This window comes from Thauera sp. 28 (genome assembly GCF_000310145.2).
Taxonomy (GTDB): Bacteria; Pseudomonadota; Gammaproteobacteria; order Burkholderiales; family Rhodocyclaceae; genus Thauera; species Thauera mechernichensis.
On the sequence record NZ_AMXA01000026.1, the window covers coordinates 1 to 13,308 of the forward strand.

14 protein-coding genes and 1 tRNA gene are annotated in these 13,308 nt (G+C 66.8%); 12 read left to right on the top strand and 3 right to left on the bottom strand.

The features are described from left to right. The 4 genes from C662_RS15230 to C662_RS15245 all read left to right on the top strand — a co-directional run. Positions 1 to 726: M16 family metallopeptidase (locus C662_RS15230; RefSeq protein WP_002931039.1), on the top strand; the 726-nt coding region annotated here is incomplete at its 5' end. Next, positions 723 to 1,262, top strand: a complete 540-nt coding sequence (gene rsmD, locus C662_RS15235; protein WP_002931040.1) for a 16S rRNA (guanine(966)-N(2))-methyltransferase RsmD — start codon at positions 723 to 725, stop codon at positions 1,260 to 1,262. The genes C662_RS15230 and rsmD, both read left to right, overlap by 4 nt. Next, complete coding sequence (coaD, locus tag C662_RS15240) at positions 1,259 to 1,747, top strand: pantetheine-phosphate adenylyltransferase (RefSeq protein WP_002931041.1); 489 nt, start codon at positions 1,259 to 1,261, stop codon at positions 1,745 to 1,747. The genes rsmD and coaD overlap by 4 nt, the downstream gene beginning before the upstream one ends. Positions 1,748 to 1,766: 19 nt before the next feature. Further along, positions 1,767 to 2,018 (top strand): YfhL family 4Fe-4S dicluster ferredoxin, encoded by a 252-nt coding sequence (locus tag C662_RS15245; RefSeq protein ID WP_002931043.1) that lies wholly within the window; start codon positions 1,767 to 1,769, stop codon positions 2,016 to 2,018. Between the two features lie 80 nt (positions 2,019 to 2,098). Here C662_RS15245 and C662_RS15250 read toward each other — a convergent pair whose 3' ends face one another. Continuing rightward, positions 2,099 to 4,069: a dynamin family protein gene (locus C662_RS15250; protein ID WP_002931045.1), complete on the bottom strand. Its 1,971-nt coding sequence runs from the start codon at positions 4,067 to 4,069 to the stop codon at positions 2,099 to 2,101. Between the two features lie 119 nt (positions 4,070 to 4,188). Then, positions 4,189 to 5,007, bottom strand: a complete 819-nt coding sequence (gene mutM / locus C662_RS15255) for a bifunctional DNA-formamidopyrimidine glycosylase/DNA-(apurinic or apyrimidinic site) lyase (protein ID WP_002931048.1) — start codon at positions 5,005 to 5,007, stop codon at positions 4,189 to 4,191. 239 nt (positions 5,008 to 5,246) lie between these two features. Here mutM and C662_RS15260 point away from each other — a divergent pair, with 239 nt between their 5' ends. From C662_RS15260 to pth, 7 genes are all read left to right on the top strand, one after another. Next, entirely contained in the window at positions 5,247 to 6,965 is a 1,719-nt protein-coding gene (locus C662_RS15260; RefSeq protein ID WP_002931049.1) for a tetratricopeptide repeat protein, read from the top strand. After that, positions 6,962 to 7,582 (top strand): lipoprotein insertase outer membrane protein LolB, encoded by a 621-nt coding sequence (lolB, locus tag C662_RS15265; RefSeq protein ID WP_002931051.1) that lies wholly within the window; start codon positions 6,962 to 6,964, stop codon positions 7,580 to 7,582. Before C662_RS15260 ends, lolB begins: the two co-directional genes overlap by 4 nt. After that, complete coding sequence (gene ispE / locus C662_RS15270; RefSeq protein ID WP_002931052.1) at positions 7,564 to 8,463, top strand: 4-(cytidine 5'-diphospho)-2-C-methyl-D-erythritol kinase; 900 nt, start codon at positions 7,564 to 7,566, stop codon at positions 8,461 to 8,463. The genes lolB and ispE overlap by 19 nt, the downstream gene beginning before the upstream one ends. A 45-nt stretch (positions 8,464 to 8,508) precedes the next feature. Further along, a tRNA-Gln gene (locus tag C662_RS15275) sits at positions 8,509 to 8,585 on the top strand. 92 nt (positions 8,586 to 8,677) lie between these two features. Then, on the top strand, positions 8,678 to 9,628 hold the full coding sequence (locus tag C662_RS15280) for a ribose-phosphate pyrophosphokinase (RefSeq protein ID WP_002931055.1): 951 nt from the start codon (positions 8,678 to 8,680) through the stop codon (positions 9,626 to 9,628). A 90-nt stretch (positions 9,629 to 9,718) separates the two neighbouring features. Next, entirely contained in the window at positions 9,719 to 10,318 is a 600-nt protein-coding gene (locus C662_RS15285; RefSeq protein WP_002931056.1) for a 50S ribosomal protein L25/general stress protein Ctc, read from the top strand. 39 nt (positions 10,319 to 10,357) lie between these two features. Further along, positions 10,358 to 11,029, top strand: coding sequence for an aminoacyl-tRNA hydrolase (gene pth / locus C662_RS15290; protein WP_037984812.1), 672 nt, complete (start codon positions 10,358 to 10,360; stop codon positions 11,027 to 11,029). A gap of 14 nt (positions 11,030 to 11,043) precedes the next feature. On the opposite strand, the gene C662_RS15295 is transcribed toward pth, so the two are convergent. Continuing rightward, on the bottom strand, positions 11,044 to 11,958 hold the full coding sequence (locus C662_RS15295) for a phosphorylase (protein WP_002931060.1): 915 nt from the start codon (positions 11,956 to 11,958) through the stop codon (positions 11,044 to 11,046). 217 nt (positions 11,959 to 12,175) lie between these two features. Between C662_RS15295 and ychF the strand changes: the two genes are divergently transcribed. Next, positions 12,176 to 13,267 (top strand): redox-regulated ATPase YchF, encoded by a 1,092-nt coding sequence (ychF, locus tag C662_RS15300; protein ID WP_002931070.1) that lies wholly within the window; start codon positions 12,176 to 12,178, stop codon positions 13,265 to 13,267. Positions 13,268 to 13,308: the final 41 nt, after the last annotated feature.

Below are 13,308 nucleotides of genomic sequence, written 5' to 3' on the forward strand. Positions count from 1 at the left end.
ATCGTCGGCGATATCGACCGCGCCACGGCCGAGCGCATCGCCGCCCGCCTCACCGAAGCCCTACCGCAGACCACAGCCGCCAGCCCGCCGCCGTCCCCCACCCCCACCCGCGCCCAGACTTTCCGCATCCCCCACCCTTCAGCCCAGGCCCACATCCTCGTCGGCCAGCCCGGCATGGCACGCGAGGATGCGGACTACTTCGCGCTGCTGGTGGGCAACCACGTTCTGGGCGGCGGCGGCTTCGTGTCGCGCCTGACCCGCGAAGTGCGCGAGCAGCGCGGCTTCGCCTACAGCATCTATAGCTTCCTGTCGCCGCAACAGGTCGCCGGCCCCTTCCAGATCGGGCTGCAGACGCGCGGCAGCCAGGCCGACGACGCACTCTCGGTCGTGCGCCAGACACTCGACACCTTCATAGCCGAAGGACCGACTGCCGACGAGTTGCAGGCCGCCAAGGACAACCTGATCAACGGTTTCGGACTGCGCCTCGACTCCAACGCCAAGCTGCTCGACCATGTCGCCATGATCGGCTTCTACGGCCTCGCCCTGGACTGGCTCGACACCTATCCAGCACACGTCGAGAAGGTCACCGTGGCGGCAGTGCGCGACGCTTGGCAACGCCGCATCCGCCCGGATCAGCTCATCACCGTGATCGCTGGCGGCGACGGTGATCGCGCGCCGGATGCCGCTGCCACGCCGAGCGCCGCGATAACGGACGGCGCCAATTGAGCCGGGTACGCATCGTCGGCGGGCAATGGCGCTCCCGCCTGCTCGACGTCGCCCAGGTACAGGGACTGCGCCCCACGCCCGATCGCGTGCGCGAAACCGTGTTCAACTGGCTGGGCCAGGATCTGGACGGCCAGCACTGCCTGGACTTGTTCGCCGGCACCGGCATCCTCGGTTTCGAGGCGGCCTCGCGCGGTGCCGCGGGCGTGGTGCTGGTCGAGCGTGATGCACGCGCCCTGGACGCACTGCACAAATCGGCAAAGACCCTACAAGCATCGCAAGTAGAGATCGTGCGCGGCGATGCGGTAAGATTCGCGCAAACCACACCGCGAAGGTTCGACGGCGTGTTCCTCGACCCCCCGTACAAGCAGGGTTGGATCGAGCGTGTAGCCCCCTGGCTCGACCGCATCGTCCAGCCCGGTGGCTGGCTTTACGTGGAAGCCGAGGCGCCGGTCACGAGTCTGGGCAAGTGGCACGTCGTCAGGCAAGGACATGCCGGCCAGGTTCATTTCCATCTGATGCGTGGGAGCGATGAATGAAGGAAGCGATTGCGGTCTATCCAGGCACCTTCGACCCGTTCACCCGAGGCCATGAGGACCTCGTGCGACGGGCCTCGGTGCTGTTCGACCGTGTCGTGGTCGCAGTGGCCAAGAGCAACAGCAAGAACCCGATCTTCTCGCTCGAGGAGAGGGTCGAGATCGCACGCTCGGCCGTCGCCGCCTTTCCCAATGTAACGGTGGTCGGCTTCGACTGCCTGCTCATGGACTTCCTGCTGCAGCAGAATGCGCGCGTTATCCTGCGCGGCCTGCGTGCGGTGTCCGACTTCGAATACGAATTCCAGATGGCGGGGATGAACCGCAAGCTCTATCCGGACGTCGAAACAGTATTCCTGACCCCGGCAGAAGAGTACATGTTCATCTCGGCCACCATGGTGCGTGAGATCGCCCGCCTCGGCGGCGACGTGAGCAAGTTCGTGCAGCCTCAGGTGCTGGCACGGCTGCAGGAAAAACTGAACTCAAAGTGAAAGCAAGGAAGCAAAGAACATGGCTCTGATCATTACCGACGAATGCATCAACTGCGACGTGTGCGAACCGGAGTGCCCGAACGGCGCCATCTCCCAGGGTGACGAGATCTACGAGATCGACCCCAGCAAGTGCACCGAATGCGTCGGCCACTTCGACGAGCCGCAGTGCCAGCAGGTGTGCCCGGTCGACTGTATTCCGCTCGATCCCGACCACAAGGAAACCAAGGATCAGCTCATGGAGAAGTTCCTCAAGCTGACCGGCAAGGCCTGAGCCCCTTCTCGGCGGGCAGACGCTGAAAACTCGAATGGGCGAGCCGCGGCTCGCCCATTCGTCTTTGCGGCCGCATGCGCTCAGGCGACGGCGCGCCCCGCCTCCGTGTCGGCAGACTCCACCCGGGCCAGGCCAAGCGCGTCTGCGATCGCGTTCTCGTGCGCATCGAGGTCGGCGATGAGCGCCAGCACGGCCTGCTCGCCCTGCTTGAGCTCATCGACACGGCTCTCCAGCGTGTCGGTCGCCTCGTGGATGCGCTTCACGCTCTCAAGGCGGCGCTTGAGCTGGATCTGGTACTCGCGCACCTGGGTTTCCAGTGGCGACATGACTGCACGCAACCACTGCTCGACGTCGCGGTTGGCGATTTCGAACGTGCGGCGCGCCTGCACAGCCACGGTCTCGAAGAACTTCTGCGTGAGCGCGTGCTTCTCCGTCGTGACCAACACCAGCGCGGTATTGATCTGGCGATTGAAGGCCGCCTCGAGGCGGTCGATCTCCTTCTCGTAGCGTAACGTCGAGAAGCTCTCCGGCGGCGTCAGCTTGAGCCCGTGCTCGACGCTGAAGCGCTTGTACATGGCGTCGAGCATGCGCGTGATCTCGCCGATCTCTGCCGTCGACCGCTCCAGATTGGCACGCAAGTGTTTGAAGAAGCCCTCCATCGCCTCGCGCAGGCCGCGCGAGAAGGAGGATTCGAGCATGGCCTCGCGCGTGCGTCGGGTCTCGTCGCGCAATGCATCCAACCCCATGTGGGCAAGAAGGTTGTTGGTCAGGTTGGAGAACACCGAGCGCACCGCGTAGTACTTCTGCAGGCCCTGCTCGAACTCCTCCTTTTCACTGCGGATCTTGCGCATCATGTATTCGATGACGCTCTGGTTCTTGCCGCGCAGGTCGGTGAGTTCCTGCAACTGCTCGCGCAGGCTGCCCAGGCGGGCCTCCAGCAGGCCGCGCGTGGCAGCGATGACCTCGTGCGTCTCGGCGAACATGTCCTCGCGCACGATCTCCTGCTTGGTGGGCAGCAGGTCCTCGCTCAAGGCGCGCTCGAGCACGGGCACGCGGCTACGCTCGAGCAGCGCCGCATCGCCCTGGATGCGGGCCACCAGCCCCTTCTGCGCCGACACCGGGAAGACCGCGGCGGGCTCGATGCCCAGCGTATCGGCCACCGAATCGACCTGGCGCGCGATCTCGGCTTCGATCCGCGCCTCGTCGCGCAGGCCGTCCCACAGGCCATCGATCTTGTTCAGCACCACCATGCGACCGCGCTGGCGCTCCGCACCACCCTGCACGTAGCTGCGCCATACGGCAAGGTCGCTCTGCGTCACCCCGGTGTCGGCCGCCAGAATGAAGAGCACGGCGTGCGCATTGGGCAACATCGACAGGGTCAGCTCGGGCTCGGCGCCGATGGCGTTGAGGCCGGGCGTATCGAGCACGACCAGGCCCTGCTCGAGCAGCGGGTGCGGGAACTGGATCACCGCATGGCGCCAGACCGGAATCTCGACCAAGCCGTCGGCGCCGGGCTTGATGCCCTCCTCGCCCTTGACATCGACCGCGAAGCCGAGCGCGTCGGCTTCGGGCTGGCTGACACGCTGGGTGTCGCCCACGCGTGCGAGCGCACGCTGCAGGCTGGGCGCATCGACCGCATCGAGCGGCAACACATGCCACTCCTCGGGATAACGCTTGAGCTCGCTGACCGGCGTCTGGCGCACGCGCGTGCCTATCGGCAGCAGCCTGAGCTCTGCCTTCGCCCCCTTGGACCACTGCAGCTCGGTCGGGCACATCGTGGTACGCCCGGCGCTCGAGGGCAGGATGCGATCGCCATGGTCGGCAAAGAAGATGGCGTTGATGAGCTCGGACTTGCCGCGCGAGAACTCGGCAACGAAAGCCACCGTGAGCTTGTCGTCACGCAGGCGCTCGAGCAGGTACTGCAGGCGCAGGTCGGACTGCGCGTCACCCACCTCGTTGCGCGTCAGCCAGCTGCGCAGGCGGGTCACCGCATCGCCTGCATTGGCGCGCCAGCGGGCGTAGGCGGAGAACTGTTCGGTCAGATCGGTCATCTGCACCCTCGTCGAGTGGGTTGCCATGGATATTCCTGAAGGATAGCGGCGAGCACCGCCGTTTACAACGTGAAAAGCGCCTGCTGCGGACAGGAGGCGTGCCGCGGCCGACGAGCGACCTAGTTGCGACGCTGGCAGCGCGGGCAGAAGTAGGTGGCACGCTGGGCGCTGACGATCCGCCGCACCGGCGTGCCGCACACCCGGCATGCCTCGTCGTCACGGCCATAGACGAAGTACTGCTGCTGAAAGTAACCCGGCTGGCCATCGCCACCGACAAAATCGCGCAAGGTACTGCCACCCGCGGCGATCGCCGCCTCCAGCGTCTCGCGCACGGTACTGACGAGGCGTTCGCAACGCTGCTCGCCGAGCCGCCCGGCCACCTGGAGCGGATGGATGCGCGCCCTGAACAGGCTCTCGGAAGCATAGATGTTGCCGACACCGACAACCTTGTGGCTGTCCATCAGCACATGCTTGATCGGAGCACGCAGCCCACGCGTGACGCGGTACAGCCAGGCACCGTCGAAGCCGGCTTCGAGCGGCTCGGGCCCCAGACCGGCAAGCAGCCGGTGCCCGGACGCGGCACCGGGCTGCCAGAGCACCATGCCGAAGCGGCGCGGGTCGCGCAGACGCAAGGCCTGCGCACCGAACACGAAATCGACATGATCATGGACACCTGCGGGCTCATTCGCCTGCACCACGCGCAGGCTGCCGGACATGCCAAGATGCACGATCACCGTACCCGTACCGAAATCGAACAGGAGGTACTTGGCGCGCCGCGTCACCGCCTGCAGCGTGCGCCCCCCCACCTGCGCGGCCAGGTTGTCGGGTACGGGTTCACGCAGGCGCGCATTGCGTACCACGACAGCGTTCAGGCAACGCCCTTCGACATGCGGCTGGATACCGCGGCGGGTAGTCTCGACTTCTGGCAGTTCGGGCATGAAGATGGGCTGGGCGAGGCGAAACCCCGTGACGGGAAGGGAAGGCGCAGCGGGCGGAGCACCCACATTCGCGGGCCGGGCGGTGCCAATGGCGCACGCTGCTTGCGAGCAGTGCATCGAACTGCATACCATGACGCGAACCGAATTCTAGATCAGCCCTCCAACCCGCGTCAGCCCGCACACGGCCCCGCAACGCCGCGGCCCGCGCCGCATCGATCGAAGTCTGCCGGACCCTGCCCATGAAGACCCACTTGAAGCGCCTTGCCCGATCAGTCTGCCTCGCACTCGCGCTGGGCACGGGCGGGACCGCCGTAGCAGCCAATGGCGACATCGTCGGCGGCGCACTGCCCGCGCAGGAACTCACCGCGCGCACGCTGTACCACTTCCTGCTCGCCGAGATCGCCGGCGCCCGCGGCGAAATCGGCCTGTCCGCCCAGCTCTACCTCGACCTTGCGCGCTCCACCCGCGACCCGCGCATCGCACGCCGAGCCACCGAGATCGCAATGTACTCGCGCAACGTCCAGCTCGCGATCCAGGCTGCGCACATCTGGAGCGAAGTCGCGCCGGAGTCGGAGGAGGCCCGCCGCCTGCTTGCAAGCATCGCCGGGTCCGGGGAGGCACGCGACAGCATCGATCTCGACGCGGTGCAGATCCAGCTCGCGCGGGTGCTCGCCCAGTCGAGCGAGCGCCTGCCGCAGAACCTGCTCGGCCTCAACCGCACGCTCGCGCGCATCCCGGACAAGCAGGCCGCCAAGGAGATCGTGCAACGCCTCACCGAGCCCTACCTTGAAGTGCCTGAAGCCCATGTCGCACGTGCGCAGGCCGCCATGATCGCCGAGTCCCCGATGGAGGCCCTCGCTGCGGCCGACAGCGCGCTCGCACTGCGCCCGGGCTGGGAACCCGGCGTGCTGCTCAAGGCCCAGATCCTGCAACAGGCGGGCGCCGGCGCCGAAGCCATGCGCCAGCTCGAAGCCGAGGTCAAGCGTGCGCCCGAAAGCCGCAGCCTGCGCCAGGCCTACGCACGCGCCCTGGTCGGCAACCAGCGCTTTGCCGAAGCGCGTGCCGAGTTCCGCCACCTGCTCGTCGGCGCGCCCGAGGATGCCGAGCTGCACTATGCCGTCGGCCTGCTTTCGCTCCAGCTCGGCGAAGCCAGCGAGGCCGAGTCCAGCTTCCTGCGCGCCCTTGCCGCCGGGCACCTGCAAGCCGACATCATCCGCCTCCACCTTGGCCAGATCGCCGACGGACGCGGCGAGGGCGAACGCGCCCGCCAGTGGTTTGCCGATGTCAGCGACGAGGGACACCGCACCGAAGCCATCATCCGCAGCGCCCAGAGCCTGGCGAAGGAAGGCCGCCTGGATGAAGCCCGGACGCTGCTGCAGGCTGAAGCCGACGAACCCGAGACCCAGCGCCGGCTGGTCCTCGCCGAGGTGCATCTGCTGCGCGACGCGAACCAGCCGGGCGAGGCCTTGCTGGTGATCGATGACGCCCTGCGCGAGACGCCCGACGATACCGACCTCCTCTACGAGTCGGCCATGCTGGCCGAGCGCCTCGACCGTATCGACCTGATGGAGACGCGCCTGCGCCGCATCATCGAGCTCGACCCCGAGCATGCCCACGCCCACAACGCCCTCGGCTACTCGCTCGCAGACCGCAACCTGCGCCTGGACGAAGCGCACGAACTGATCGAGCGCGCGCTCGAGCTCGCCCCCGACGACCCCTTCATTCTCGACAGCCTGGGCTGGGTACATTTCCGACGCGGCGACAAGCTGGCCGCGCTCGAGCACCTGGAGCGGGCCTACTCGATCCGCCAGGACGCCGAGATCGCAGCCCATCTCGGCGAAGTGCTGTGGGCGCTGGAGCGCAAGGACGCGGCCCGCCGCATCTTCGACGAGGCCTTGAGCGCCCACCCGGACAACCGCCTGCTCAACGACACCGCGCTGCGCCTGGGCGTGCGATGAGCACTGCGCAGCCTGCACACCGCCGGCACGGCCGCCAGCGGCGCGTGCTGATCCTGGCTCTGGGCGCCAGCCTGGCGCTCACTGCATGCGCCCCCCTGCTCCCCTCATCGCCGGCAGGCGGCACGCCCGCGGCCGCGCGCACGGCATTGCCCGCCTTCCTGCTAGAAGGCCGCCTGTCGGCAAGCGACGGGGTGCAGGGTGCAAGCGGCAGGCTGGAGTGGCAGCACACACCCGACGCCGATACGCTGGTGCTGCTGTCCCCGCTCGGCCAGATCGCCGCCCGCCTCGACAGCAGCGCTGAGGGCGCCCGCCTGAGCACCGCCGACGGCGCGATCATCGAGGCCCCGAGCGCAGACCTGCTGCTTCCCCGGGTGTTCAACGTCGACATCCCCGCTGCGCGCCTGCGCCTGTGGGTGCAGGCAGTCACCGACGGCAGCGCCGAGGTGCGCCTGCGCGACACCGCCGGGCGCCCCGTACTGCTCATCGACCGCGGCTGGCGGATCGAGTACGCCGCCTATGCCGACGACAGCGCCCAGGCCCTGCCCACGCGGGTGGACATCTCCCGCGGCGATGCCCGCATCCGACTGATAGCCGATTCATGGACCATCCTGCCCTGAACACCCCCCCCCTCCTCGGCACCGTTCTGCAAGCCGGCAAGCCGACCCAACTGCTGGGCTGCCCAGCGCCCGCCAAACTCAACCTCTTCCTGCACGTCGTCGGCCGTCGGCCCGATGGCTACCACCTGCTGCAGACCGCGTTCCGCCTGCTCGACTGGGGCGACACGATCGACCTGCGGCTGCGCACCGATGGCGTCATCCGGCGCACCAACGCCATCGCTGGCGTTGCCGAGGAACAGGACCTTGTCGTGCGCGCCGCACGCCTGCTTCAACAACGCACGGCCACCACCCTGGGGGCAGACATTACCCTGCACAAGCAACTACCCATGGGCGGCGGGCTGGGCGGCGGCAGCAGCGATGCAGCCACGACGTTGATCGCGCTCAACCGCCTTTGGCAAACCGGCCAGTCACGCGCGCAATTGCAGACCATCGGACTCGAACTGGGCGCCGACGTGCCGGTTTTCGTCTTCGGCGAGGACGCCTTCGCCGAGGGCGTTGGCGAGCAGCTGCAAGCCCTGACGCTGCCCTCGGCGTGGTACGTGATCCTGTCGCCAGGCGTCTCCATACCGACTGCAGAAATTTTTTCGTCGAAGGACTTGACGCGCAACACACCTCTCATCAAAATGGCGGACTTCGCAGCAAGCACCACCCAAAACGACCTGCAGACAGTAGCCTGCAATCGTTATCCGGAGGTGCAAGAAGCGATCGACTGGTTGAGCACCTTTGCACCAGCCAGAATGACAGGCTCGGGCGCCTGCGTATTTGCGGAAGCACGCTCTGAAGAGCAGGCGGATCGCATCACGAAAAGTTGTCCGCCACGCTGGAAAGCTTGGAAAGCGCGCAGTCTTGCTCGCCATCCGCTTTACGAGTGGTTACAATAGCGCCCGCCCTGCCAAGCGATCTGCATCGCGGGCGAAAAGGTTTCTTGGGGAGTCGCCAAGTCGGTTAAGGCACCGGATTTTGATTCCGGCATTCGAGGGTTCGAATCCTTCCTCCCCAGCCAGATGACGACGGGCAGGCCATGGGCCTGCCCGAGTCGTTTCTGCGCGACAATTTTTATTCGCGCGTCGTTTAAACGGCTTCGGAGTAGCTGAAATGCCCCACGGCAGCCTGATGGTCTTCACCGGCAACGCCAACCCCAAGCTTGGCGCCGATGTGACGCGACGTCTGGGTATCTCCCTCGGTTCGGCCACCGTCGGCCGCTTTTCGGACGGCGAGGTCAATGTCGAACTGCTCGAGAACGTGCGTGGCAAGGACGTCTTCGTCCTCCAGCCCACCTGCTCGCCGACCAACGACAACCTGATGGAACTGCTGGTGCTGGTCGATGCGCTCAAGCGCGCCTCTGCCGGCCGCATCACCGCTGCCATCCCGTACTTCGGCTACGCCCGCCAGGACCGCCGCCCGCGCTCGGCGCGCGTGCCGATCACGGCCAAGGTCGTCGCCAACATGCTGCAAGCCGTGGGAGTGCAGCGCCTGCTGACCATGGACCTGCACGCCGACCAGATCCAGGGCTTCTTCGACATCGCGGTGGACAACGTCTACGCGGCGCCGGTGCTGCTCGCCGACCTCGACAAGCAGAAGTACGACGACCTGCTCGTGGTCTCGCCCGACGTCGGCGGTGTGGTGCGCGCACGCGCCTTCGCCAAGCGCATGGAATGCGACCTGGCGATCATCGACAAGCGCCGCCCCAAGGCCAACGTGTCCGAAGTCATGAACATCATCGGCGAGGTCGAAGGCCGCACCTGCGTGATCATGGACGACATCGTCGACACCGCAGGCACGCTGTGCAAGGCGGCTGCCGCGCTCAAGGAGCACGGCGCCAAGCGCGTGCTGTCCTACTGCACGCACGCCGTGCTGTCGGGCGCAGCCGTATCGCGCATCAATGATTCGGCGCTCGACGAGCTCGTCGTCACCGACACCATCCCGCTGCGTGAGGACGCCAAGGCCTGCAACCGCATCCGCCAGGTCTCGGTCGCCTCCCTGCTCGCCGACACCATCCTGCGCATCAGCAACGAGGAATCGGTGTCCTCGCTGTTCATGGAATAAGTCTTTCGCCCGTACGGCCCCGTGCCGTACGGGCTTTCACCGTCTTCGCCTGGTCGCGGGCGAAGACACTCTTCACTCAGGAGCAACACAATGCAGATCGAATTCAAGGCCACCAAGCGTGACGCTCAGGGTACGGGTGCGAGCCGCCGCCTGCGTCGCGCCGGCCAGCTGCCGGGCATCATCTACGGCGGCGCGGGCGAAGTCAGCCTGATCACCATGGACCACAATGAGCTCTACCACCTGCTGCGCAAGGAAGCTTTCCACGCCTCCGTGCTGAGCATCGAGGTCGAGGGCGCCAAGGAATCCGTGGTGCTGCGTGACACCCAGTGGCACCCGTTCAAGCAGCAAGTGCTGCACATCGACTTCCAGCGCGTCGCTGCCGACCAGAAGATGCACCTGAAGGTGCCGCTGCACTTCGTCGGCGACGACGTCAGCCCGGCCGTCAAGCTCGGTGGCTGCATGATCTCGCACACCATCAACGAAATCGACGTCCAGTGCCTGCCCAAGGATCTGCCCGAGTTCATCTCGGTCGACCTGTCCGCGCTGGAAGCCGGCCAGTCGGTGCACGTGTCGCAGATCAAGCTGCCGGCCGGTGTCGAGCTGGTGATGCACGGTGAAGGCGACCCCGTGGTCGCCACCGCGCTGCTGGTCAAGGGCGCTGCGACCGAAGGCGAAGGCGAAGCGGCCTGATCGGCCACAGCCCTGCCCGTACAGCCAAGGCCGACACTGATGAGCACTGCGCCCATGCGCCCGCCTCGTCTGATCGTCGGCCTCGGCAACCCGGGCGCCGAATACTCCGAGACCCGGCACAACGCCGGGTTTTGGTTTTGTGAGCGGCTCGCCGACAAGTTCGGCGTACGCTTCTCGCACGAATCACGCTTCCACGGCCTGGTCGCCAACGCGCGCGAAGCCGGCATGTGGCTGTTGATGCCACAGACCTACATGAACCGCTCCGGCCAGGCCATTGGTGCGCTGGCGCGCTTCTACCGCATCGAACCGGCCGAGATCCTCGTCATCCATGACGAGCTCGACGTGCCGCCCGGCCAGCTGCGCCTCAAGTTCGGCGGCGGCCTCGGCGGCCACAACGGACTCAAGGACACCTCCGCCCACCTCGGCACCAACGACTACTGGCGCCTGCGCATCGGCATCGGCCACCCTGGCGACCGCAACGAGGTGGTCAATTTCGTGCTCAAGCCGGCACGGCGCGAAGAGCAGCAGCTGATCGACGAGGCCATCGACAAGGCGCTCGCGGTCTGGCCGCAGATCCAGCGCGGCGAGCTCAATGCCGCCGCCACCAGGCTCAACGCACGCCCCGCGCCGCCCAAACCTCCGAAGTCGCCCAAGCCCCCCGGGCCACCCGCAGCCGTCGGCTCGGACGAGCCGCCCGCAGGGGACGGCTGAGGCCCTGATCGCGCTCAGTAGCCGACTGCAGCCAGCGCGCGCAGCGGACCCACCGCGCGGATCGCCTCGATCTGCTCGCGGTGGCGGGTGTATAAGGTCCCGCCGAAGCACACTGCGCTCATCGAGATGCCCTCGAAATGCTCCCGGCTGCGCGGAATCGCCAGCAGCCAGCCATCACCCACGAGTAGGTTGAAGGGCGGCAGCAGGCCATCCTCGCCCGCGCGCAACCCGAGCTCGGCACAGGCACGCTCGAAGCCAGCCAGCAGGCTGTCGGCTGACACGGCCACCGCCTCACCCCGTCCGCAGCGCACACGCACGAAGCAGTGCCGCATCGGCAGCGCCGGATGCGTGGCCACCCCCTGCTCTGCCAGCGCTGCCGGCAGCCCGGGCACGAACAGGCGCAGGCTGGCATTGCCCTCGGCCTCCGGCATCCACTGCACATGCTTGTGGCGCTGGCTGGCGCCCGCGGCAGCGCCGCCGTTGTAGAGCCCGATCCCGCCTGCCGCGGCCATCAGCTCGGCAAGCGCGGCAAAGTCACAAAGCGCCAGCGGTGACAACTGCTCGGCGAACTCTCGCCGCGCCAGCACCAGGTGACGCGCGCACAGCGGAAACTTGTTCAGGATCGCGACATGCTCGGATCCGACCGGCCCGACGGTGAGTTCGGGGTCGGGATTGAGGAAGGGATTGAAGTTCGGGTCGCGCGGACCGCCGGGGATCGCCACCGTCTTGTCGTCCCTGGCGCCCTCAACCTTCACCGCGGCGGCTGCCTTGCTCGCATCCTTGGCCGCCAGCGAGGACACCCAGCGCACGATGAAGCGCATGCCGGCGTCCTCCATCTCGACCTGCTCGGCCTGCACCGGCACCAGCGCCCCCGACGCCAGCGCTGCAGCGCTGCGGGCATCGATCGCCTCGATCCAGTTCGTGTTCATCCATGTCTCCCTGTTTCTGGTTTCTGTTTTGCACAAATGCAGGACGGATGATTGTAGGCCAGGCACAGGACAAGAGCCACGCCGCCTCGTCTCGTCATGCGAAGGGATCGCCTTTGGAGCACCACACTGCGACGCGGTACAATCCGGGGTTTTCCACACCGGATCAAGCCCGTAGCCCTGCGAGCGGCGGCGCGCACCGGAACGATCAAGGATTCACATGAGCCTGAAATGCGGAATCGTCGGCCTGCCCAACGTCGGCAAGTCGACCCTGTTCAATGCGCTGACCAAGGCCGGCATCCAGGCCGAGAACTACCCCTTCTGCACCATCGAGCCCAATGTCGGCATCGTCGAGGTGCCGGACCTGCGCCTCGCCCAGCTGGCCGAGATCGTCAAGCCGCAGAAGATCCAGCCCGCCATCGTCGAATTCGTCGACATCGCCGGCCTTGTCGCCGGCGCATCCAAGGGCGAAGGCCTGGGCAACCAGTTTCTCGCCAACATCCGCGAGACCGACGCCATCGTGCACGTCGTGCGCTGCTTCGCCGACGACAACGTGATCCACGTCTCCGGCAGCGTCGACCCGATCCGCGACATTGAGGTCATCGACACCGAGCTCGCCCTGGCCGACATGGCCACCGTCGAGAAGGCCATCAACCGCTACAAGCGCCCTGCCGCTTCGGGCGACAAGGAGGCCAAGATCCTCGTCGCCGTGCTCGAGAAGTGCTTCGCCCAGCTCGACCAGGGCAAGCCGGTGCGCGCGCTCGAGCTCGCCAGGGAAGAATGGGCCAGCCTCAAGCCCTTCTGCCTGATCACCGCCAAGCCGGTGCTCTATGCCGCCAACGTCGCCGAGGACGGTTTCGAGAACAACCCGCACCTGGACGCCGTGCGCGCCCATGCCGCCGCCGAAGGCGCCGAGGTCGTGGCGCTGTGCGCGGCGATCGAGGCGGAGATCGCCGACCTCGAGGACGCCGACAAAAAGGAGTTCCTCGAGACCATGGGCCTGGAAGAACCCGGTCTCGACCGCCTGATCCGCGCGGGCTACAAGCTGCTTGGCCTGCAGACCTACTTCACCGCGGGCGTCAAGGAAGTGCGCGCGTGGACCATCCACGTCGGCGACACCGCGCCGCAGGCAGCCGGCGTCATCCACACCGACTTCGAGCGTGGCTTCATCCGCGCCCAGACCATCGCCTTCGACGACTTCATCGCCTGCAAGGGCGAGGCCGGCGCCAAGGAAGCGGGCAAGATGCGCGCCGAAGGCAAGGAGTACGTGGTCAAGGACGGCGACGTACTGAACTTCCTGTTCAACGTCTAAAGCACCTCGACCTGACACACAACGCTTACGGACCGAGCCGG